The organism is Bradyrhizobium sp. Ken51 (assembly GCF_055807435.1).
On the sequence record NZ_JBVVPB010000007.1, the window covers coordinates 224,164 to 244,782 of the forward strand.

A 20,619-nucleotide genomic window follows, 5' to 3' on the forward strand; every position below is an offset into this window, starting at 1 on the left:
TAAGCCGCGGCGTACTGGATGCCCCGGTCAAGCCGGGGCATGACAGCGTTGAGAGCGGTAGCCTAAGCCACCGCTTCCTTGGACTTTTCCGCGCGCTTGCGCTCGTTCGGGTCGAGGTGCCGCTTGCGCAGGCGGATCGACTTCGGCGTGATCTCCACCAACTCGTCGTCCTCGATATAGGCCAGCGCCTTTTCCAGCGTCATGCGGATCGGCGGGGTCAGGCGCACCGCTTCATCCTTCGACGTGGTTCGGATGTTGGTGAGCTGCTTGCCCTTGAGCACGTTGATTTCGAGGTCGTTGTCGCGGGTATGCTCGCCGACGATCATGCCCTTGTAGACCTTCCAGCCCGGCTCGATCATCATTGGGCCGCGATCTTCCAGCTTGAACATCGCGTAAGCCACCGCTTCGCCCTGGTCGTTGGAGATCAGCACGCCGTTGCGGCGGCCCTGGATCTCGCCCTTGTACGGCGCGTAGCTGTGGAACAGACGGTTCATGATCGCGGTGCCGCGCGTGTCGGTGAGCAGTTCGCCCTGGTAGCCGATCAGGCCGCGGGTCGGCGCGTAGAACACCAGCCGCAGACGGTTGCCGCCGGACGGCTTCATCTCGATCAGCTCGGACTTGCGCTCGCTCATCTTCTGCACGACGACGCCGGAATGCTCCTCGTCGACGTCGATGACGACCTCCTCGATCGGCTCCAGGGTGGCGCCGGTGGCCTCATCCTTTTGAAATACGACGCGAGGACGCGACACCGAGAGCTCGAAGCCCTCGCGGCGCATGGTCTCGATCAGGATCGCGAGCTGCAATTCGCCGCGGCCCGAAACTTCCATCGCATCCTTGTCGGAGGCTTCGACGACCCGCAGCGCAACGTTGCCCTCGGACTCGCGCAGCAGGCGGTCGCGGATCATGCGGCTGGTCACCTTGTCGCCTTCGGTGCCGGCGAGCGGCGAGTTGTTGACGATGAAGGACATCGACACGGTCGGCGGGTCGATCGGCTGCGCCACCAGCGGGGTGTCGACCGACGGATCGCAGAAGGTGTCGGCGACGGTGCCCTTGGTTAGGCCGGCGATCGCGACGATATCGCCTGCCTCGGCTTCGTCGAGAGGAGTGCGCTCGATGCCGCGGAAGGCGAGGATCTTGGTGATGCGGCCGGTTTCGATGGTTTTGCCGTCGGCGCCCAGCACCTTCACGGCCTGGTTCGGTTTGATCGAGCCCGAGGAGATCCGGCCGGTGATGATACGGCCGAGATAGGGGTTGGCTTCCAGAATGGTGCCGATCATGCGGAACGGGCCTTCCTCGACGGTCGGCGGCGCGACATGGCGCACGATCAGGTCGAACAGCGGCTGCATGCCGGCTTCCTGCGACCCATCCGGGCTCTCGGCCATCCAGCCTTGCTTGGCCGACCCGTAGAGGATCGGGAAGTCGAGCTGCTCCTCGCTGGCGTCGAGCGCCGCGAACAGGTCGAACACCTCGTTGATGACTTCGGTCGCCCGCGCGTCGGGACGGTCAACCTTGTTGATCACGACGATCGGCTTCAAACCGACCTTGAGCGCCTTGGAGACCACGAATTTGGTCTGCGGCAGCGGGCCCTCGGCGGCGTCGACCAGCACCAGCGCACCGTCCACCATGTTGAGGATACGCTCGACCTCACCGCCGAAATCGGCGTGGCCGGGGGTGTCGACGATGTTGATGCGGGTGTCCTTCCACTGCACCGAGGCCGCCTTGGCCAGGATGGTGATGCCGCGCTCGCGCTCCAGATCGTTGGAGTCCATGGCGCGCTCGGTCACCTTCTGGTTCTCGCGATAGGTGCCGGATTGCTGGAGGAGGCGGTCGACGAGCGTGGTCTTGCCGTGGTCGACGTGGGCGATGATGGCGATGTTGCGAAGGTTCATGAGTGGGCTTCTTTGCGGTCGGACAATGGGTTAAGCGCGATCTCGCCGGTCAGACCGGGACCTCTTCTCGAAACAACGCTTGAAGACTGGAAACGGGGCGCTTTCCGCCCAAAAGGGAAAGCCCGGCATATCGACCGGGCACCCTACGCGTTGCGGCGCAATATAGGCAAAAACGGCCAAAAAACAATGTGTTCTTTGGCCATTGGTTGATTGAATTTTGTCCGGGGATTCCCGGGGGTTAGGCGAAAAGCCGGGCTCAGCCGCGCCGGCCCTTGATGGCGGCCCAGATCAGGGCGACCCCGCCCAGCCCCACGACCAGGCCCAGGAACACCAGCGGGGCGACGTCGGAGCCGATCCGGCCGCTGTCGGATATCGAAATGCCGCCGAACAGGATTGCGCAGGCACCGGGCAGCAGCAGGAGGATCCCGAAGATCGCCATGACCGCGGTCAGGCAGCCGCTGCGCTTGTTCGTCGGGGCAGGAGGCGGTCCCGGAGGGGCTGGCGGCGGCGGGTCGCTGATGCTCATGCCTGCAGGACTCCTTCGGTTGACTGCGCCGCCAGTTCGGCGCGGATGCCGTCGATCTTTCCGTTCCGGTAGAACAGATTGTAGGTGTCGAACGGGATGATCGCGCCGTTCTCGGTGACGAAATGGATGCAGCTGCGCTTGACGTTGCCGACGCAGAAATTGAAGCGGTCGAGAAACTGCACGATGGTGACGCGGAATACGTTCTCATAAGTGATACCTTGCGGTACCTCGAAGCTCGGCAGGCAGCACAGCAATTCGCAGACGCGGTCGCTCGTGTTCAGCGGTCCCGAGGACAGCGAAAACAAATCGATGAATTTCTCCCTCAGCGCCGGATGCTTCTCCGGGCTTATCGTATTGGGCAACAATGCGACGAGTTGCTCCTGCGGGATCAGCGATGTCAGCGGCAGCACTTTCTCGCCGTTGCGCAGGCCGTAACCAATCGAGATGCTTTCGGGGTTGCAGGGCAGCGGGATCATGTCCTTGTCGCCGAATACGCCGGTTTCGACCACGCGCTTGCGAATCTCCGACAGCATGATGCGATCGGTGTTCTTGTCGAAACTCTCGTTGCGGCCGGCGTCCTGCACCGGCTGCAGCGTGACGCCGCGAACGCACTTCCACGTGAGCGCGTGGCGGACGATGTCGCCGATCTCGGCATCGTTGACGCCGCGCTTGATGGTTGCCACCAGCGTGGTCGAGACGCCGTAATGCTCGAGATTTTCCAGCGCCTGCTGGCGGATCTTGCGCAAATCCGCGCCGCGCAGATTGATCAACGCGTCGCGTTCGAGCGAGTCGAACTGGAGATAGACCTCGAGCCCGCGCTTGTTCTCGGCGAGCCGCGCCACGAAATCTTTTTCGCGGGCGATGCGCAGGCCGTTGGTATTGATCATGACATGGCGGATCGGGCGCGCGCGCACCGCATCGAGGATCGCGAAGAAATCCGGATGCAGCGTCGGCTCGCCGCCGGAGATCTGCACCAGGTCAGGCTCGCCTTCGCTCGCGACCAGCGCGTCCAGCATTCGCTCGATCTTGGCCAGCGGCGTGAAGCTGGTCCGCGCCGGCGAGGAATCGGCAAAGCACACCGGGCAGGTCAGATTGCAATGCTCGGTGATCTCGATCAGGGCCAGGCAGGAATGCTGCTCGTGGTCGGGGCACAGGCCGCAATCATAGGGGCAGCCAAATTCGGTATGCCGTTGAAAGGCGAGCGGCCGGTCCCCGGGCTTGATGAAATCCTTGCACAGGCGCCAATAGGCTGCGTCCGTCGACACAAGCGTGGACTGGACGCCATGCTCCTTGCAGCGCTTTTCGTACCAGACCTCGTTGTCGAGGATCTGGATCTTGGCCGGCACCAGCTTCAGGCAGGTCTCGCAGAGAGATTGGGTCTGGCCCCAGAAGATATAGGGGCGCGACTTACGCAACGGCGCGTTCATGCATGGGTCTCGCTTTGGGCGCCGTCGTCAGCATGACGACGGCGTAGAGCAGGATGGAGAGCGACAGCAGGTGAAACAGCGTGAAGGGGCCGATCAGCGTGCCGTAGGGCTTGAGGAATTCCCACAGGAAGCGCTGTGCGCCATAGTAGACGAGGACGAGGTAGAAACCATTGGTGATCACAAACGCGCTCCGGTTCAAGACCGCCACCACGTAGAGCAGCGCGAATACCCCCATCGCGACGCTTTCGTAGAGCTGCACGGGATGGCGAAGGACGCCGTCGCCGAAATCATGGGCCCAGGGCCATGCCGTCGGCGTGCCGTAGGTGAAATCGTCGAGGCCCGCGAAATAGCAGCCGAGCCGGCCGATCGCGATGCCGATCGCCAGCGGCAAAGCAAACCGGGCGCCGGTTCGTACTGCGATCCCTGCGGACCATTTGTAGAGCTCGATCGCCACGATGCCGCCGGCGAGCGCCCCCTCGACCGAGCGCGCAATGCCGCTCTGGCCCGACAGCCATAGATTGGCGGAGCCGAACAGATAGGCGCCGAGGCCCGCACCGAACACCAAAGCGGCGAGGTAGGACCGCTCGAAGGATTGCGGCGGAAACCGCAAGCCCTGTCGTGACAGCCAGTAGAGCGCCACGGCCGCAGCCAGCCAAGCCCCGACGTCGAAGAGAGTGTGAAGGAAAGCCCCGCTCATGTGGGGACATTAGCCCAGGTTCCCGCCCGGCGGGATAGTGCGGCCGCTTCTTATCCCCGAAGAGGAGCGAGGCAGGCGGCTAGCCGGCTTGCCGCTCTTCGGTCGGATAGACGCCGCGCAGCACCTCTTCGAAGTGCAACTTCACGGCCTCGTTGCACAGGCAGGCGCGCAGGCGCAGGCCCTCGCGATTGCGGACCAGGATCGACCCCCGCCGCGTGTCGAGCACGCCCTCCGCCTTGAACGATTGGAGCACGCGGCTGGCATAGCTGCGGCCGACGCCGAGCAGCGTCGCGAGCTGTTCGTGGGTCAGCGGCACGCTGCTTTCGTCGCCGGTCCGCTCCATCGCCGCCAGCATCCATTTGGCGGTGCGCTGCTCGATCGAGTGAATGGCGTTGCAGGCGGTGGACTGGAAGATCTGCGCCAGCATGCAGTCGGCGTAGCGAGCGAAGACATGACGCAACGAGGGCGAGCGCTGCTTGGCGGCCTCCAGCTTGCCGACGTGAATGCGCGCAAACGGTCCGCCGAATTTCACGCAGATCCGGGTATAGGCCGGCAGATAGCCCTCGCTGACGATGCCGCCCACCGCGCCTTCGCGACCGACCAGGATGGTCTCGACGTCGCGGCCGTCCTCATTGGGAACGAGGAAGGTCGCTAGCGACGGTCCGCAGGGGAAATGGACGACCTGAACGTCGTCGCCGGGGTTGTAGAGCAGTTCATTCGCCGCTGCGCTTTCGAGCATGACATGTGGCGCAAGCAGGGCGAAGTCGGCCGGGCTCAAGCGCCGCAGCAGATTGTTGGTCGGCCGGCTGTCGATCTCGGTGGCGTTGCTAGTCCGCGCGTCCATCTTAAACTCCCCATCCGCCTCCACATTAGCGAGTTCCGTCGAGGTCCTGTGTGCACAAGTGGACAGACCTGACAACTGTGATGTGGTGGTTTCGTTCCGGGAACCCTCCGCGCTGGGTGCAGGCGTCGTGACCCGGTATCCCAGTCAGAGAAACCTCATGCTCCAAGTTACGATGATGGCACCCGCCGTTTCCGATGGTTCAAACTGTCCCGCCGATGTTCTCATCGTCGAAGACGATCCGATCATCGCGATCGACTTCGAAGATCGCCTGCTCGGATTTGGCGTGAAGAGCGTGCGCACGGTAGGTTCAGTGGCGCAGGCGCTGGCCGCAATCGCGGCGCGCACCCCCGAATTCGCCTTGCTCGACGTCGGATTGAGTCGCGAGACCAGCTTTGCGGTCGCCGGACGGCTCGCGGCCCTGAAAATTCCGTTCGTCTTCGTCACCGGCTACGGCGCTGACGCGCGCATCCCGCCGGAATTCGCCACGCAGCCGCGTCTGCAGAAGCCGTGTTCGAGCGACGCGCTTGAGGCGGCGCTCCACGTACGCGCGGCAGACTAGCGATACGGCGTCAGGCCGGCTTCGGATCGAGCGTGGTCGACCACAGAGCCACGTCGGCGCGGTCGCGCAAGGTCACCGTCATCTGGCCGGAAGCGCCGTCGATCTTGACGTGACCGAAGAACTGCATGCCGGCGGACGGCGGCAGGTTCTGGTTGTCTTTCCCCGGCGCCTTGACGAAACGCACCTCGGGCCCAAACGTATTGTCGAGCGCGTTCGGACCGAATGTGCCCGCGTGAAGCGGGCCCGACACGAACTCCCAGAACGGCTCGAAATCCTGGAATTGCGCCTTGTTGGGATCGTAATAGTGCGCGGCGGCGTAATGCACATCCGCCGTCAGCCATACGGTGTTGCTGACCGGCGCCATCTTGATGAAACGCAGAATGTCGGCGATCTCGAGCTCGCGGCCGCGCACCGGGCCGTCGCCCTGCGCAATGGCTTCCGATCCACCCTTCGGCGTGTCCGACACGACGAGGCTGAGCGGCATGTCGGAGGCGATCACCTTCCAGGTCGCGCGCGAACTCAAGAGGCCGCGCTTGAGCCAGGCGATCTGGTTCGGGCCGAGGAAATAGCTGGCCGGGCCGTAAGCGGTTTCGAGGTTAGGGCCGTTCGGGCCGCGATAGCTGCGTTCGTCGAGCACGAACACGTCGAGATGAGGACCATAGGAGATCTGGCGATAGACGCGGCCGGGCTCGACGATGCTCTCGCGCATCGGATACATCTCGTGGAAGGCACGGCCTGCGCGGGCCGCAAGCAGCGTGATGTCGCGCTCCTTGTAGGTCGCCGGCAGCTCCTTCGACAGCGACCAGTTGTTGGTCACCTCATGGTCGTCCCACTGCACGAAAATCGGCACTTCGGCATTGAAGGCGCGAAGATTGTCGTCGGTGAAATTGTATTTGTGCGCGGCGCGGTACTCGTCCAGCGTCTCGGCGACCTTGGCCTTCTCGGGAATCGTGACGTTCTTCCAGGTCTTACCGTCCGCGAGCTTCACCTCGGACTGGATAGGGCCGTCGGCATAGATGGTGTCGCCGGAGTGCAGGAAGAAATCCGGACGGTGCTTGCGCATCGCCGAGAAGGTGAACATGCCGCCGTCATCGGGGTTGATGCCCCAGCCTTGTCCTGCGACGTCGCCGCCCCAGACGAAGCTGACGTCGCGGCGGTCGGCGGGCGCGGTGCGGAAGCGGCCGGTCACCGGCTCGCCCTCCACCGCGGTGTGCGAGAGATCGCGGAAGCGGACGCGATAAAAGATGTCCTGTCCGCTAGGCAGGTTTTCGATCAGCATCTTCGCGGTGAAGTCGCTCTCGGGCAGCGCCGCGATCGGCGGCAGTGCGCGGGCCTCCTTGAACGACTCCGTCGTCGCCACTTCGACCAGCATCTGCGCAGGCCGATCGGTGCGCGCCCAGACCACGCCGCCGTCGACGGTGACGTCGCCCGACTGCAAGCCATGGGTCACCGCCGGCCGGTCGGCCGCGCGGGAGAGATGGGGCATTGCGACCGCGCCGAGCGCGCCGGCACTGGTCGTCAGGAAACGGCGACGGGAGAATTTGATGTTCATGGGATGGTCTCGATATCGCGTGAGGCGATCGCCCAGAGCGGCCGCCACGGTGAAGCCCGACGCTATATGGAGACAATGTGACGCAGCGATTACGCGATTACGCGCTGCCGGCGGCCCGGAATTGCGCACCGGCGCGCTGCAGGTTCTGCGGCAGGCTGAACAGCACCGCCTTACGGTCGGCAACCGCCGCATGGAACTGGTCGAGTGCGATGTTGAAGGCTGTGAGAGCACCTTCCTCGATCGCGCCGTGGTCGTAGCAGCGCAGCGTGTCGCGCAGGATCTCGTCGGCCTCGGTCTGCATCTGATCGAGATCTTCGGTGGTCTCGCTCTTTCGAGCGGCGGTGATCATGTCGAGCAGCCGCTCGCGCAGATGGCTGTTGTTGTCGCGCTCGTCCTTCTTCAGATAGCCCGCGAACCAGGCGCCGATCGAGCCCATGGCCGAGAGCGCCATCAGGGTCCACCAGATGTAATCGCTGTACTTGTCGAGGAAGGTCTTCTCTTCGCCATCGACGAAAGCGGCGGCGCCCGGATGCACGGGAATCACCGCATCCTTGTCGGTGTCGGGCGTTTCGATCTTCGCCGCCAGCGGGAATTCCGTCACCAATTGCTGGCGCACGGCGAAAAGCTGACGCGTGAACGCCGCGATGGTGGTCTCGGAGACGGCTTTGCGCGCCACGATGTGGTGCGAGAAGCTGATGGTCTTGACCTCGTCATCGGGACGATCGGGCGAGCCGCCGTAAGTGCCCGCGGGAATCTCGGCCGCTTCATAGACCGGATGATTTTGCGCAATCGCGTCGGCAGAATCGATCGCGAGGAAAGTCGGCGCGCCGAACTCCTTGGCGGAAGTGGCGATCGCGTCCGAAGTGATCTTGCTGTTGACGGGACCGGCCGCGAGATAGGCATCGACCTTCTGGGACTTGATCGCCTCGGCAACTTCATTGGCCGGGAATTGCACGATCTCGACCTTGGCGGGATCGACGCCGTATTGCTGCAGGATCACCTTGAGCAAATTGACGTTGGCCTGGGTACGGCCAACCACGCCGACCCGATGTCCGGCGAGCTGCGCGATCTTGGTGATCTTCGCGCCCTTCTTCTTGCCCTTGCCAGGTACGGACCACAGCACCACGACGTTCTTGCGCAGGGTCGCAACGGCTTGCGCGTTTTTCGGCACGTCGAGATCGCCGCGCACGATGGCGAGGTCGGCTTTGCCCTCCGCCAGCAGATTGGCGCTGGCGGTGGCGCCGTCGGTCTGGATCGGACGCAACCGCACGGAACTCTTGTGCTGCGCGAAGGCCTGGGTCAGTGCCTGCACGACCTTGACATCATCGCTGTTGGCGGGGCCGACCGCGATCTTCAGCGTCTCCGACCGCATGGCAAAGTAGTAGCCGCCGGCGAGCGCGCCAACGATCGCGAGCACCAGCGCGAGAGTCACGAGCGCCGTCTTCCGCGCCGATGATCGCGGCGAGGGCGGGGTGGGCGCTTCGGCCAGGTCCAATCCCCCGGTCATCGATCTCCCGAACAGTCGCTTGAGGCTCAGTTTCATCTTGGCCGGCGATTTACGCCCGCAAGTGTAGCAAATTTCTTGTCCGGCAGGGTTACATCTCCGTCATGGTTAGCGGATGGGGTCTAATCCCGTGAACCCGGGGCGTCGGCGGGGTGTTAGGGTAAAGTTCCCCTGAAGGACGGAGGCGACAATGGCAGAACGGCTCTCGGCGGAGGCGCGCGGACAGGCGCTGGGCGGACTACCTGGTTGGACCGAGGTTCAGGGACGCGAGGCGATCGGGAAGACTTTTGTCTTCAAGGATTTCAACGAGGCGTTCGGCTTCATGACCCGCGCGGCACTGGTCGCCGAGAAGATGGACCACCACCCCGAATGGCGCAATGTCTACAAGACGGTGGAGGTGGTGCTGTCGACCCATGACGCCGGCGGCGTCACCGCGCTCGACATCGAGCTCGCCAGGGCGATGAACGCCATCGCCAAGCTGACACCAGGCTGACGTCTTGCGGGGACCGGCCGCGTCCCCATCTTGTGATCAGCAGGGGATGCGGCGATCTGCCACCCCGGCTGGAACGGGGAGTTGCGAACATGGCTGCCGAACACAGCGTCGGTTTCGAGCCGGCCGACCGGCTTGCGGAAGATCGTGACAGCGTGCGCCGCCGCTTCTGGCGCAAGCTGAAGCGCGTCGCCGCGCAACTGCCGTTCGCGGAGGATCTGCTCGCCGCCTATTACTGCGCCTTCGACCGCCAGACGCCGCGCCATGTCCAGGCGTCGCTGCTCGGGGCGATCGCCTATTTCATCCTGCCGTTTGATTTCGTTCCCGACGTGATGCCGATCCTCGGCTTCACCGATGACGCCGCCGTGCTCGCCACCGCCATTCGCATGGTCGCCAGCCACATCACGAATGAGCATCGCGAAGCCGCCCGCGCCGCGCTGAAGCGCGGCGTGGATGAGGTGGATGTGGAAGCCACGCAGTAGCCATACACTCCGCTGTCATTCCCCGCGAAGGCGGGGAATCCAGTACGCCGCGGCTTATCGATTCAACAACACTCGTCACGGAGTACTGGATCGCCCGGTCAAGCCGGGCGACGACAGTTGAGTGCGTAGCGGCGACCTTGCTCTGTCGCCAGCACCCTCACGGATGCAAAATCACCTTGCCCATGGCCTGACGTCCCGCGAGCACCTTGAGCGCATCCGCCGTCTGCGCCAGCGGGAAGACGCGATCGACATGCGAGGAGATCTTTCCTTCCGCTGTCCACTTCACCAGCTTCTCGAGATTGGCCCGATTTTTTTCCGGGTTGAGCCGCGTCCATGCGCCCCAGAACACGCCGCGGATGTCGCAGCCTTTCAGCAGTGCGAGGTTCAGCGGCATCTTTGGAATGTCGCCGGCGGCAAAGCCGATGACGAGGAAGCGGCCTTCCCATGCAATCGAGCGCAGTGCCTGCTCGGCATAGGCGCCGCCCACGGGATCGAAGATGATGTCGACGCCCTTGCCGCCGGTGAGCTTGCGCAAGCCTTCCTTCAAATCTTCCTTGCCGTAATTGAGCGTGAGTTCTGCGCCGTGCGCCTTCGCGAATTCGAGCTTCTCGTCCGACGAGGCGCAGGCGATCACCTTCAGGCCCATCAGCTTGCCGAGCTCGCACGCGGCAAGTCCGGTGCCGCCGGCGGCGCCGAGCACCGCGAGCGTCTCGCCCGGCTTCGGGCTCGCGCGATCTTCCAGCGCATGCAGCGCGGTGCCGTAGATGATGATGATGCCGGCCGCGCGATCATAATCGAGATTGTCGGGGATCTTCACGATCGATGCGGCCGGCAGCGCGATCTTTTCGCGCGCGCCGTTGTGGCCGCAGGAGGCGACGACGCGATCGCCGACCTTCAGATCGGTCACGCCGGGACCGATGCTCTCGATCATGCCCGCGACTTCGGCCGCCGGCGAGAACGGGAACGGCGGCTTGATCTGGTACTTGCCCTGGATCATCAGGATGTCGAAGAAGTTCAGCGCCGCAGCCTTGATCGCGATCACGGCTTCGCCGGGACCGGCCACTGGGTCCGGCACGTCGGCCAGAACGAGATCGTCGGGCTGGCAATATTGCGAGCAGAGGATGGCTTTCATGGCGGCACCTTCTTGAGAGCACTTGGCGTTTCGAGGCAGATTTATCGTTGGGCTGGTTCTGCCGGATTTAGCGCGGTCCCACAATCCGGTTTCTTTGTCTGAAATTGCATTCGGCCCTATCCTCGTCATTGCGAGCCAACGGGTCCGCGCGAAGCGGGGCCCGATGACAGGCTCCGCGAAGCAATCCAGAATCCGTGCCGCGGAAATAGCCTGGATTGCTTCGCTGCGCTCGCAATGACGGAAAGAAAGAAACGGAGGATTCAAACGATGTTTGAAACAGGCCTGCTCAAGGACAAGCGAATCCTCGTCACCGGTGGCGGTTCGGGTCTCGGTGCTGCGATGGCGCACCGATTCCTCGTGCTCGGCGCCGAGCTCGTGATCTGCGGCCGCAAGCTCGATCGGCTCGAGGCGGCGGCGAGCGAGATGCGCAAAGAGACCGGCGGCAAGGTCACGACGATCGCCTGTGATATCCGCGATGGCACCGCCGTCGAAGCGATGATCGACGCCATCTGGCGCGAGGCGCCGCTTGATATTCTCGTCAACAATGCGGCTGCAACTTTCATTGCGCAGAGCGAGCATCTCTCATTCCGCGCCGCGGATGCGATCCTCGCGCCGACGCTGCATGGTGCGATGTATTGCACGCTTGCCCTCGGCAAGCGCTGGATCGACGGCAAGCATGACGGCGTCGTGCTCTCGATCCTCTCGACCTCGACCATCACCGGCCGCGCCTTCACCGTGCCGTCGGCGATGGCGAAGTCGGCCGTGCTGGCGATGACTAAAAGTCTCGCGGTGGAATGGGGCCCGAAGGGCATTCGCACCGTCGCGATCGCGCCGGGACCGTTCCCGACCGCGGGCGCCTCGGGTCAGCTCCGCCCCGAGGGTCGCGACGAAGGGTGGGCCGCGCGCAACCCGATGGGACGCGCCGGCGAGCACCGCGAGCTTGCCGACCTCGCCAGCTTCCTGGTTTCCGACCGTGCCGGCTACATCAACGGGGAGATGGTGGTGATCGACGGTGGCGCGCATTTGCGCAGCTCCGGCGCCGAGGATCTGTTGCGCTGGACCGATGCGCAATGGGCGGAGCAGCGCGCGGCACGATCCAGGGCCTAGTCGCCGCGGCCCTTCGCTAACTGCCTTCCCAAATTGGACTTTCCCGGCTATCCCTGCTCGGGGACAACGCGCGGCCGGGCCATCTTCCAGTCACAATATTGAGGGAACCACTCCAGCATGTGGCGGGTGCTGATTTTAGCTTTGATGACGGGCGTGGCGGCCTGTGGAATCACCGATTCCGCGCGGGCGCAGACGGCGCAACCTGCGCCCAAAACTGCACCGAAAGAGGCCGCGCCGAAATCGGCTGCGCCGGCGGCCAATACGACCGGAAAGACAGCTGCAAAGCCCGAGAGCAAGCCGACGGCCCCGCACGCGGCGGTTGCGGGCGGCGCCGAGCCAACCCTGATCGGTCAGTTCGGCACCTGGGGCGCCTATTCGGCCGCGCCCAATGGCAAAAAGGTCTGCTTCGCGCTGGCCAAGCCGTCGTCGTCGAAAACCAACCCGCCGAATCGGCCGCGCGATCCTGCCTATGCCTTCGTCTCCACCCGCCCGGCGGAGAAGGTCAACAACGAAGTCTCGGTCATGATCGGCTACGCGCTGAAGCCGGGCTCTGAATCCTCGGTCGAGGTCGGCGGCGCCGCTTTCGCCATGTACTCGCAGGGTGACGGTCTCTGGATCAAGAACGCGGCCGAGGAAGAGCGGATGGTCGAGGCCATGCGCAAATCCGCCGATCTCGTGGTCAAGGGCGTCTCGTCCAAGGGGACCGAGACGACCGACACTTTTTCGCTGAAGGGCCTCGCCCAGGCGCTTGACCGGATCTCCCAGGATTGCAGGCGTTAAGGCTGCGGTCGATAAGGTCGCAATCGGCGGTTCCGGTTGCTATATAGGGCTATTCCAAAGGTACAGCCGTCATGGCCGGGCTTGTCCCGGCCATCCACGCGCTGGCTACGGGCGGACAAGAACGTGGATGCCCGGGACAAGCCCGGGCATGACGAGACAGCAGCAGCAATCTCAGGCAACCGATGACCGAGCCGCACAACGCAACACTGGTGGAGAAGACTCCGCTCGAAACCTATGTGCCGCCGGCGAAACCCTCGCTGATTGGCCTGTCGCGCACCGAGCTTGCCGATCGCCTCGGCGAGATCGGCGTTGCACCGGCGCAACGCAAGATGCGCGTGCAGCAGCTGTGGCACTGGATGTATTTCCGTGGCGCCCAGAATTTCGAAGAGATGACGTCGGTCTCGAAGGGCATTCGCGCCGATCTCGCGCAACATTTCACCGTCGACCGGCCCGAAGTCGTGGCCGAGCAGATCTCCAATGACGGCACCCGCAAATGGCTGCTGCGGCTGCCGAGCGGCGACAATGTCGAGCGGGCGCATGAAGTCGAGTGCGTCTACATCCCCGAAACCGATCGCGGCACGCTGTGTGTGTCCTCTCAGGTCGGCTGCACACTGAACTGCTCCTTCTGTCACACCGGCACGCAGCGCCTGGTGCGCAACCTCACCGCCGGCGAGATCGTCGGACAGGTGATGGTCGCGCGGGATCGTCTGAATGATTGGGCCGATCGCGAGGACGGTACGCGTCGTGTCACCAACATCGTCATGATGGGCATGGGCGAGCCGCTCTACAATTTCGACGCGGTGCGCGACGCGCTGCTCATCGTCGGCGACAATGAAGGCATCGGCATCTCCCGCCGCCGCATCACGCTGTCGACCTCGGGCGTGGTGCCGAATATCGTGCGCGCGGGCGAGGAGATCGGCGTGATGCTCGCAATCTCGCTGCATGCGGTGCGCGACGAGCTGCGCAACGAGCTGGTGCCGCTCAACCGCAAATATCCGATCAAGGAATTGCTGCAGGCCTGCCGCGATTATCCGGGCGCCTCGAACGCGCGGCGCATCACCTTCGAATATGTGATGCTCAAGGGCGTCAATGATTCGCTCGACGACGCCAAGCTGCTGGTGAAGATGCTCAAGGGCATTCACGCCAAGATCAATCTCATCCCGTTCAACCCCTGGCCCGGCACCGCCTATGAATGCTCGGACTGGGACCAGATCGAAAAATTCTCGGAGTACGTCTTCAACGCCGGCTACTCCTCGCCGGTGCGCACGCCGCGCGGCCGCGACATCCTCGCCGCCTGCGGCCAGCTCAAGTCGGAGACCGAAAAACTCTCCGCCAGGGAACGCCAGACGCTACGCGCCATGGCGATGACGGACTGAGCTGATGCGCGCACGTGCTCTCGCATCCTCGTCATTGCGAGCGCAGCGAAGCAATCCAGAGTCTTTCCGCAGAGGCAGACTGGATTGCTTCGCTACGCTCGCAATGACGGCGAGGGTGACGTCATGTCCCTGATCGGCCGCCTCATCGTCATCTTCATCGGCTTTCTGGCCGCCTGCTTCATCGGCGGCATGATCGTCGTTGTCGCGCTGTTGTTTCCGGAGTTCGCCGATCTCGGCGCCGGTCCCGTCGACCAGGGCACGATCGATATCGTGCTCGGGTTCGGCTTCATCTTCGTCTCCGGTTTTGCGCTGGTGCCGGCGGCGGTGATCGTCGCGATCACCGAGGCGCTCTACATCCGCAGCGCGCTCGCCTATGCCGTGGGCGGCGGCGTCGTGGGGCTCGCCTGCTATCTCGGCCTGGTCCCGTTTCATTCCGACACGCTGCAATTCGAAGGCATCGTGCGGCGGCACCTGGAGATCATGACCGGCGCGGGCATTGTCGCCGGTGTCGTCTACTGGCTGATCGCCGGCCGCAATGCCGGCGCTTGGCGCAATCCGCCGCTGCCGCGCAATCCGCCTCCGCCACTGCCGTCGAATTCAAGACCGGATGCGCGGTAGCTTGCGCCGTCATTCCGGGATGGTCCGAAGGACCAGACCACAGGTGCGCAATTGCGCACCGGGGAATCTCGAGATTCCGGGTTCGGTGCTGCGCACCGCCCCGGAATGACGGTCCCAAGGGTTTTCATCCCCTTCCCACTCGGCTAAACCGCGCGCCATGAACCGGACTGGACTCTTCATCGCCCTGGCGCTGTGGCTCGTGATCGGCGTCGTTTTCGGCCTCTATCCCGAGCTCGATCTCAAGCTCGCCGCGCTGTTCTTCGACCCCGCGACGAAGACGTTTCCGCTCAAGCTGAACGATTGGGCGAGCTTCGCGCGCGATGCCGCGATGTGGGTTGCGTGGGCGTTCGTGCTGCCTGCGCTGGTCGCGCTTGTGGTCAAGATGGTCCGGCCCGACCGCCCGCTGATGGTATCCGGGCGCGCGATCGTCTTCTTGCTGGTCACGATCATCATGTCGGCCGGCATCCTCACCAATCTCGCCTTCAAGACCTATTGGGGCCGGCCGCGCCCGGTGGTCGTGACGCAGTTTGCCGGCGATCAGCAATTCGTGCCGTGGTGGGATCCGCGCGGTGGCTGCGCGCGCAACTGCTCGTTCTTTTCGGGTGAGGGCGCGACCGCGTTCTGGACGCTGGCGCCCGCCGCACTGGCACCGCCGCCGTGGCGGCCGCTCGCTTATGCCGGAGCCGTGGTGTTCGGCCTCGTGACCAGCGGGCTGCGGATGGCCTTTGGCGGCCACTTCTTCACCGACGTGTCGATCGCCGGCCTCGTCACCTTCGTCGTGATCTGGTTTGCCTACGCGCTGATCTACCGCTGGCCGCGGACCCGGTTTTCGGACGAGGCGGTCGATGCCGCCCTGACCCGGCTGAACATGCCCGCCTACCGGCTTCGCCAGCGCCTGTTCGGCCGCAAGACGAGTGCCGAGCCGTCCGTTTGAGCCATTAAAGGGGTGCCGAGCCCCGCGAAATTTGATATTCGCGCGGTCAAGCCGTGAAACGACATCAGCCCTTCGAGACCGATTGGAAGCCCCATGACCACGATCCTGAAAAGCCTGCCCAAGGGTGAGAAAGTCGGCATCGCTTTTTCGGGCGGCCTCGATACCAGCGCGGCGCTGCTCTGGATGAAGCAGAAGGGCGCGCGCTGCTACGCCTATACCGCCAATCTCGGTCAGCCCGACGAAGCCGACTACAATGAGATTCCGCGCAAGGCGATGGAGTTCGGGGCGGAGAAAGCGCTGCTGGTCGATTGCCGCACGCAGCTCGTCCATGAAGGCATCGCCGCGATCCAGTCCGGCGCCTTCCATATCTCCACCGGCGGCATCACCTATTTCAACACCACGCCATTGGGGCGCGCCGTCACCGGCACGATGCTGGTCGCGGCGATGAAGGAGGACGGCGTCAACATCTGGGGCGACGGCTCGACCTTCAAGGGCAACGACATCGAGCGCTTCTATCGCTACGGCCTGCTGACCAATCCGGGCCTGCGCATCTACAAGCCCTGGCTCGACCAGCAGTTCATCGATGAGCTCGGTGGCCGCGCCGAGATGTCGGCGTTCATGACGGCGCAGGGCTTTGCCTACAAGATGAGTGCCGAGAAGGCCTATTCGACCGACAGCAATCTGCTCGGCGCGACGCACGAGGCCAAGGATCTCGAGAGCCTCGACAGCGGCATCAAGATCGTCAACCCGATCATGGGCGTGCCATTCTGGCGTGACGACTGCAGCGTCAAGGCCGAGAAGGTCGTGGTGCGTTTCGAGGAAGGCCAGCCGGTCGCGCTGAACGGCCAGACCTTCTCTGATCCCGTCGCGCTGTTCCTCGAAGCCAACGCGATCGGCGGCCGCCACGGCCTCGGCATGAGCGACCAGATCGAGAACCGCATCATCGAGGCCAAGAGCCGCGGCATCTATGAAGCGCCCGGCATGGCGCTGCTGCACATCGCCTATGAGCGCCTCGTTACCGGCATCCACAACGAGGACACCATCGAACAGTACCGCATCAGCGGCATGCGTCTCGGTCGCCTGCTATATCAGGGCCGCTGGTTCGATTCGCAGGCCCTGATGCTGCGCGAGACCGCGCAGCGCTGGGTGGCCCGCGCCGTCACCGGCGAAGTCTCGCTCGAGTTGCGCCGTGGCAACGACTACTCGATCCTCAACACGGAAAGCCCGAACCTGACCTATGCGCCGGAGCGGCTCAGCATGGAGAAGGTCGAGGACGCGGCGTTCACGCCGGCCGATCGCATCGGTCAGCTCACCATGCGCAACCTCGACATCAACGACACCCGCGCCAAGCTGAAGCTCTACAGCGACACGGGCCTGCTCTCGGGCAGCGAAGGCTCGCAGATCTTCCGGCTGGAGAGCGACAAGAGCTGATGCGCTCAGGGATTGCTGCCTCATTCGTCATTGCGAGCGAAGCGAAGCAATCCAGAATCTTTCCGCAGCGATAGTCTGGATTTGCTTCGTCGCTTCGCGCCTCGCAATGACGAAAAAAAAATGGCCGGGATTGCTCCCGGCCATTTTGCATTTATGGGTGCCGCTACCGCGGCGGCGCGGTGCCGGGAGGGGGCGGCGGCAGCGAAGCCTGCCCACCGTTGAGCAGCGGCGTGATGTTGCGGACGGTGACGCGACGGTTGATCGCGCTCGGCCCTTGCGTCTGCTCCTTCAGGTACTGCTCGCCATAGCCCTGCGAGGTCAGGTTCTCAGCCGGCACACTGAATTGCTGTGTCAGCAATTCGGCCGCGGACTGCGCGCGACGATCCGACAATGACAGATTGTCGACGTCGTTGCCGACCGCGTCAGTGTGTCCCTCGATCAGGAACACCGCACGCGGGTTGGCTTGGATCGCCTGATTGAGACCGTCGGCGATCACTTGTAGCTTCGCCGCCTGATCCGGTGGGATCGTCCACGACCCCGTCTCGAAGGTGATCGAGTTGACGTCGATGCTGGGCATCTGCATGCGAACATTGGGGCTGTAGCGGATTTCGTCGAGCGTATAACGCCGATCGATCCGCTGCACCGGCGGTGCCCGCATGGTCTGGTAGATCACGTCAGGCGACGCCTCCTGGGCATCGACGATATAGCGGTCGTAGGGAATGTTCACGACCGGCGGCGGCGCGTCGACATAGAAGCCGCCGACCGACTGCGGATCGCGATAGCTGTTGTCGATGATGATGAGCTCGCGGCCGCGAGAATCCCTGCGAATTCGCCGCAGCAGCCGACCGTCCGGACCGACAACAGTAATGATCTCGCTGCCGTCGGGACGGATCACCACGGTGCGGGTATCGGCTCCGACAGTCTCGGTGCGGATGTCGCGGGCGCCATAGCGGAAACGATAGAGATCGTTGCCGCGGACGTAGGTCTGCCCACCGGGATCGCGGATGATGATGCGGTCCGGCTCGGTGTAGACGGTACGACCGCCTTCGACGGATTCGCGCCGCTGATTGTGGAGGTCGGCGATGGTGGCTCCAATCACGGCGCCGGCCACCACGCCAGCACCGATCGCGAGCGGCGTGAGGTCACGCTGCGGCGGACGTGGTGCTGGCGGCAGCGGTGCTGCGACCGTCGGCGCGGTTCGGAAGGCCGGCGCAACCGTCGGCGGCGCGTATTGCGCCCTGTTGGGCGGAGGCGTTGCGGCCGCGGAGCCCGGGACGGTGCTCGGTGCCGCAGCGCCGGCGGGGGGAGCCGGTGGCTGGGGCGGGGCACCTGCCTGCGGCTGGGTCGGCGGAGCTCCGGCAGCGGGTGCGCCAGCAGGAGGAGCTCCACCCTGGCGCCCAGGCGGCGGCGTGCCAGCGCCGCCGGGAGCTGGTGTCGCTGTCGGAGCGGGGGTTGCGCCGGGCGCGGGCGTTGCGCCCGGTGCGGGACCGGGACGCCCGGCGGGCGGCGTCGGGGTGGCCCCTGGCGCCGGTGTCGGCGTTGGAGCGGGCGTGGCACCCGGAGCCGGTGTTGGTGATCCCGCGGCCGGAGGCGCGCCGGGACGACCTGGCGGGGGCGTACCGGGGCGTCCGGCGGGCGGGCTGCCCGGAGCCGGCGTCGCGGTCGGCGCAGGAGTCGCTGTCGGTGAAGGTGTGTTTGTAGGTGCAGGGGTGGCGGCCGGCGCGGGCGCGCCCGGTCTCGCCGTTGGTGCCGCAGGCGCAGGTGACGGTGTCGCCGTGGGCGCCGGCGCGGGACGGCCCTGAGGAGTTGCTGCCGGCGGCGGCGGAGTCGTTGGGCGAGCCGCGGGCGGCGGTGTTGGTGCGTGCTGCTGCGGAGCTGCGGCGGGCGGCGGTGCTGGCGGCGTGGGAGCCGGGCGCGCGGCAGGCGGTGCCGGAGGGGGCGCATGCTGTTGCGGAGCCGCAGCCGGGGGCGGCGCAGGCTGCTTCGGGGCGGCAGGCGGTGGTGGGGGCGGCGGCGGTGCCGGACGGGCTGCAGGTGGCGGCGGAGGCGGCGGCGGTGCCGCTGGACGCGGCGGTGCGGCAGCCGGAGGGGGTGCCGCGGGCGGATGGGGCGGTGCAGCTGCGGGCGGCGGTGCGGCCGGGCGCGCGGGCGCCGCAGGCGGCGCGGCCGCTGGCGGTCCCTTCGGCGGCTGCTTCGGTTTTCCGTCAGGGCCGGTCTCTTGTGGCTGCGCCTGCGCGACGACGAGCGGCGGCGCGCTTTGCGCATGCGATGCGGAGCTTGCGAATTGCATCGCGGTCAGAGCCGTGGTGGCAAGCAGCACGAAACGAAGGTTGGTCATGATGGTGAACTTCCCCGGAAGGTTCTTTGACGAAGTGTTGGGATGAACAGCTACGCGTTAGGCCGGATTGTGGCGGGCGAAGCGGACGCGGCCCGATTTATTTCTGCACGCAAATCACCTCACTATGGTGACGTTCATTGCGCATTCAGACGCAGGTTGCAATTGCCTCGGATGTGATGCGTCGCCTCATGCGCGATCCCGCGGCGGACTTGCGTCCGTCGCGGGATTCGGCGTGAGCGGGCCGTTCGGTCCGCGTGATGGAATCTCTTCAGGCATGCGGCCCGGCAATTCGTCGGGCGGTGCTGGCGAGCCGGGCTCGCGCACCGGCGGCGCGATTTCAGGCTGCGGATTGCCCGGCGGAATCCCCGGCGGCGGCTCGGTCGGCGTGCCCGGCGTTGACGGCGGAATCTCGGGCGGCTCGATCGGCATTACATGGAGACCTTGCGGTTGTCGCCGAAATCGGGCCGCGTGTTCGTCACTGCCGCGGCCGCCATCTTCACATAGGAGATCACGGTGCCCGGCGAGTCCCAAAACTCGGCATCGTCAGGCGTGACCTTGAGCACGCGGATGTTGGGATCTTCCGCAGAATCCCACCATGCTTTGGCGGGCGTCGAGAACAGCTCCTTGATCTTCGCACGGTCGTTGGAGACGACGGCGGTGCCCGTCAGCGACACGTATTTCTGGCTGCCCGCATCCGCGAACGACAGGTTGATGGACGGATTGCGCGCGATCTCCTCGTCCTTGTGACGCCGCGCGTCGGTGAGGAAATAGATCGTGTCCGCGTTGCGATCGAGATAGGCGCTCATCGGCCGCGCGCGGAGCTTGTCGCCATCGCGCGTCACCAGCATCGCAAATCCGATCGACTTCATCAGATCCCATACGCGGTCGACGTCGCGGGCATTGTCGTTGGCCATGTCGTGCTCCTTCTTGCAA

At 64.9% G+C, this 20,619-nt stretch carries 20 protein-coding genes; 9 read left to right on the forward strand and 11 right to left on the reverse strand.

Translation table 11 applies throughout. The features are described 5' to 3' along the window. Nucleotides 1–62: 62 nt before the first annotated feature. The 5 genes from typA to AC0L27_RS15215 all read right to left on the reverse strand — a co-directional run bounded on the left by typA (nt 63) and on the right by AC0L27_RS15215 (nt 5,383). Nucleotides 63–1,889 carry a translational GTPase TypA gene (typA, locus tag AC0L27_RS15195; protein ID WP_354209713.1) on the reverse strand — a complete coding sequence of 609 codons (1,827 nt, stop codon included), beginning with the start codon at nt 1,887–1,889 and terminating at the stop codon, nt 63–65. 256 nt (nt 1,890–2,145) lie between these two features. Continuing rightward, complete coding sequence (locus tag AC0L27_RS15200; RefSeq protein WP_275169109.1) at nt 2,146–2,415, reverse strand: hypothetical protein; 270 nt, start codon at nt 2,413–2,415, stop codon at nt 2,146–2,148. Next, nucleotides 2,412–3,842 (reverse strand): radical SAM protein, encoded by a 1,431-nt coding sequence (locus AC0L27_RS15205; RefSeq protein WP_354209712.1) that lies wholly within the window; start codon nt 3,840–3,842, stop codon nt 2,412–2,414. The genes AC0L27_RS15200 and AC0L27_RS15205 overlap by 4 nt, the downstream gene beginning before the upstream one ends. Next, a complete protein-coding gene (locus AC0L27_RS15210) occupies nt 3,823–4,539 on the reverse strand; it encodes a prolipoprotein diacylglyceryl transferase (protein WP_354209711.1) in 717 nt (238 codons plus the stop codon). The genes AC0L27_RS15205 and AC0L27_RS15210 overlap by 20 nt, the downstream gene beginning before the upstream one ends. 79 nt (nt 4,540–4,618) lie before the next feature. After that, on the reverse strand, nt 4,619–5,383 hold the full coding sequence (locus AC0L27_RS15215) for a Crp/Fnr family transcriptional regulator (RefSeq protein WP_354209710.1): 765 nt from the start codon (nt 5,381–5,383) through the stop codon (nt 4,619–4,621). 157 nt (nt 5,384–5,540) lie between these two features. Between AC0L27_RS15215 and AC0L27_RS15220 the strand changes: the two genes are divergently transcribed. Next, nucleotides 5,541–5,942, forward strand: a complete 402-nt coding sequence (locus AC0L27_RS15220; RefSeq protein ID WP_354209786.1) for a response regulator — start codon at nt 5,541–5,543, stop codon at nt 5,940–5,942. A 10-nt stretch (nt 5,943–5,952) separates the two neighbouring features. Here AC0L27_RS15220 and AC0L27_RS15225 read toward each other — a convergent pair whose 3' ends face one another. Together AC0L27_RS15225 and AC0L27_RS15230 are read right to left on the reverse strand one after the other, a co-directional pair. Beyond that, nucleotides 5,953–7,494, reverse strand: coding sequence for an alkaline phosphatase D family protein (locus tag AC0L27_RS15225; protein WP_354209709.1), 1,542 nt, complete (start codon nt 7,492–7,494; stop codon nt 5,953–5,955). A 97-nt stretch (nt 7,495–7,591) separates the two neighbouring features. Further along, on the reverse strand, nt 7,592–9,037 hold the full coding sequence (locus tag AC0L27_RS15230; protein ID WP_354209708.1) for a TAXI family TRAP transporter solute-binding subunit: 1,446 nt from the start codon (nt 9,035–9,037) through the stop codon (nt 7,592–7,594). Between the two features lie 151 nt (nt 9,038–9,188). Between AC0L27_RS15230 and AC0L27_RS15235 the strand changes: the two genes are divergently transcribed. Both AC0L27_RS15235 and AC0L27_RS15240 read left to right on the forward strand, forming a co-directional pair. After that, on the forward strand, nt 9,189–9,491 hold the full coding sequence (locus AC0L27_RS15235; RefSeq protein WP_354209707.1) for a 4a-hydroxytetrahydrobiopterin dehydratase: 303 nt from the start codon (nt 9,189–9,191) through the stop codon (nt 9,489–9,491). A gap of 89 nt (nt 9,492–9,580) precedes the next feature. Next, entirely contained in the window at nt 9,581–9,970 is a 390-nt protein-coding gene (locus AC0L27_RS15240) for a YkvA family protein (protein ID WP_354209706.1), read from the forward strand. 157 nt (nt 9,971–10,127) lie between these two features. On the opposite strand, the gene AC0L27_RS15245 is transcribed toward AC0L27_RS15240, so the two are convergent. Continuing rightward, a complete protein-coding gene (locus AC0L27_RS15245; RefSeq protein ID WP_473319575.1) occupies nt 10,128–11,102 on the reverse strand; it encodes an NADPH:quinone oxidoreductase family protein in 975 nt (324 codons plus the stop codon). A gap of 267 nt (nt 11,103–11,369) precedes the next feature. On the opposite strand from AC0L27_RS15245, the gene AC0L27_RS15250 reads away from it, so the two are divergent. The 6 genes from AC0L27_RS15250 to argG all read left to right on the forward strand — a co-directional run bounded on the left by AC0L27_RS15250 (nt 11,370) and on the right by argG (nt 17,348). Beyond that, nucleotides 11,370–12,209 carry an SDR family oxidoreductase gene (locus AC0L27_RS15250; protein WP_473319576.1) on the forward strand — a complete coding sequence of 280 codons (840 nt, stop codon included), beginning with the start codon at nt 11,370–11,372 and terminating at the stop codon, nt 12,207–12,209. 117 nt (nt 12,210–12,326) lie between these two features. Then, nucleotides 12,327–12,989 (forward strand): invasion associated locus B family protein, encoded by a 663-nt coding sequence (locus AC0L27_RS15255; protein WP_275169127.1) that lies wholly within the window; start codon nt 12,327–12,329, stop codon nt 12,987–12,989. A gap of 182 nt (nt 12,990–13,171) precedes the next feature. Further along, entirely contained in the window at nt 13,172–14,365 is a 1,194-nt protein-coding gene (gene rlmN, locus AC0L27_RS15260) for a dual-specificity RNA methyltransferase RlmN (protein ID WP_473265613.1), read from the forward strand. Nucleotides 14,366–14,488: 123 nt separating this feature from the next. After that, entirely contained in the window at nt 14,489–14,983 is a 495-nt protein-coding gene (locus AC0L27_RS15265; RefSeq protein ID WP_275169157.1) for a hypothetical protein, read from the forward strand. A gap of 157 nt (nt 14,984–15,140) precedes the next feature. Beyond that, nucleotides 15,141–15,917 carry a phosphatase PAP2 family protein gene (locus AC0L27_RS15270; protein ID WP_275169131.1) on the forward strand — a complete coding sequence of 259 codons (777 nt, stop codon included), beginning with the start codon at nt 15,141–15,143 and terminating at the stop codon, nt 15,915–15,917. Between the two features lie 93 nt (nt 15,918–16,010). Then, complete coding sequence (argG, locus tag AC0L27_RS15275) at nt 16,011–17,348, forward strand: argininosuccinate synthase (protein ID WP_354209702.1); 1,338 nt, start codon at nt 16,011–16,013, stop codon at nt 17,346–17,348. A 163-nt stretch (nt 17,349–17,511) separates the two neighbouring features. Here the strand turns inward: argG and AC0L27_RS15280 are convergent, their stop codons facing one another. The 3 genes from AC0L27_RS15280 to AC0L27_RS15290 all read right to left on the reverse strand — a co-directional run bounded on the left by AC0L27_RS15280 (nt 17,512) and on the right by AC0L27_RS15290 (nt 20,600). Then, nucleotides 17,512–19,686, reverse strand: coding sequence for an OmpA family protein (locus AC0L27_RS15280; protein WP_473319579.1), 2,175 nt, complete (start codon nt 19,684–19,686; stop codon nt 17,512–17,514). A gap of 186 nt (nt 19,687–19,872) precedes the next feature. Then, nucleotides 19,873–20,115: a hypothetical protein gene (locus tag AC0L27_RS15285; RefSeq protein WP_007604217.1), complete on the reverse strand. Its 243-nt coding sequence runs from the start codon at nt 20,113–20,115 to the stop codon at nt 19,873–19,875. Beyond that, the gene (locus tag AC0L27_RS15290) at nt 20,115–20,600 is read right to left on the reverse strand and encodes a pyridoxamine 5'-phosphate oxidase family protein (RefSeq protein ID WP_354209700.1); all 486 of its coding nucleotides are present in this window, start codon (nt 20,598–20,600) and stop codon (nt 20,115–20,117) included. Before AC0L27_RS15290 ends, AC0L27_RS15285 begins: the two co-directional genes overlap by 1 nt. Nucleotides 20,601–20,619: the final 19 nt, after the last annotated feature.

What these genes read in the sequence shown, in the direction of transcription:
- typA (WP_354209713.1), bottom strand. Translation starts at nt 1,889, where the DNA reads ATGAACCTTCGCAACATCGCCATCATCGCCCACGTCGACCACGGCAAG.
- AC0L27_RS15200 (WP_275169109.1), bottom strand. Translation starts at nt 2,415, where the DNA reads ATGAGCATCAGCGACCCGCCGCCGCCAGCCCCTCCGGGACCGCCTCCT.
- AC0L27_RS15205 (WP_354209712.1), bottom strand. Translation starts at nt 3,842, where the DNA reads ATGAACGCGCCGTTGCGTAAGTCGCGCCCCTATATCTTCTGGGGCCAG.
- AC0L27_RS15210 (WP_354209711.1), bottom strand. Translation starts at nt 4,539, where the DNA reads ATGAGCGGGGCTTTCCTTCACACTCTCTTCGACGTCGGGGCTTGGCTG.
- AC0L27_RS15215 (WP_354209710.1), bottom strand. Translation starts at nt 5,383, where the DNA reads ATGGACGCGCGGACTAGCAACGCCACCGAGATCGACAGCCGGCCGACC.
- AC0L27_RS15220 (WP_354209786.1), top strand. Translation starts at nt 5,541, where the DNA reads ATGCTCCAAGTTACGATGATGGCACCCGCCGTTTCCGATGGTTCAAAC.
- AC0L27_RS15225 (WP_354209709.1), bottom strand. Translation starts at nt 7,494, where the DNA reads ATGAACATCAAATTCTCCCGTCGCCGTTTCCTGACGACCAGTGCCGGC.
- AC0L27_RS15230 (WP_354209708.1), bottom strand. Translation starts at nt 9,037, where the DNA reads ATGAAACTGAGCCTCAAGCGACTGTTCGGGAGATCGATGACCGGGGGA.
- AC0L27_RS15235 (WP_354209707.1), top strand. Translation starts at nt 9,189, where the DNA reads ATGGCAGAACGGCTCTCGGCGGAGGCGCGCGGACAGGCGCTGGGCGGA.
- AC0L27_RS15240 (WP_354209706.1), top strand. Translation starts at nt 9,581, where the DNA reads ATGGCTGCCGAACACAGCGTCGGTTTCGAGCCGGCCGACCGGCTTGCG.
- AC0L27_RS15245 (WP_473319575.1), bottom strand. Translation starts at nt 11,102, where the DNA reads ATGAAAGCCATCCTCTGCTCGCAATATTGCCAGCCCGACGATCTCGTT.
- AC0L27_RS15250 (WP_473319576.1), top strand. Translation starts at nt 11,370, where the DNA reads ATGTTTGAAACAGGCCTGCTCAAGGACAAGCGAATCCTCGTCACCGGT.
- AC0L27_RS15255 (WP_275169127.1), top strand. Translation starts at nt 12,327, where the DNA reads ATGTGGCGGGTGCTGATTTTAGCTTTGATGACGGGCGTGGCGGCCTGT.
- rlmN (WP_473265613.1), top strand. Translation starts at nt 13,172, where the DNA reads ATGACCGAGCCGCACAACGCAACACTGGTGGAGAAGACTCCGCTCGAA.
- AC0L27_RS15265 (WP_275169157.1), top strand. Translation starts at nt 14,489, where the DNA reads ATGTCCCTGATCGGCCGCCTCATCGTCATCTTCATCGGCTTTCTGGCC.
- AC0L27_RS15270 (WP_275169131.1), top strand. Translation starts at nt 15,141, where the DNA reads ATGAACCGGACTGGACTCTTCATCGCCCTGGCGCTGTGGCTCGTGATC.
- argG (WP_354209702.1), top strand. Translation starts at nt 16,011, where the DNA reads ATGACCACGATCCTGAAAAGCCTGCCCAAGGGTGAGAAAGTCGGCATC.
- AC0L27_RS15280 (WP_473319579.1), bottom strand. Translation starts at nt 19,686, where the DNA reads ATGACCAACCTTCGTTTCGTGCTGCTTGCCACCACGGCTCTGACCGCG.
- AC0L27_RS15285 (WP_007604217.1), bottom strand. Translation starts at nt 20,115, where the DNA reads ATGCCGATCGAGCCGCCCGAGATTCCGCCGTCAACGCCGGGCACGCCG.
- AC0L27_RS15290 (WP_354209700.1), bottom strand. Translation starts at nt 20,600, where the DNA reads ATGGCCAACGACAATGCCCGCGACGTCGACCGCGTATGGGATCTGATG.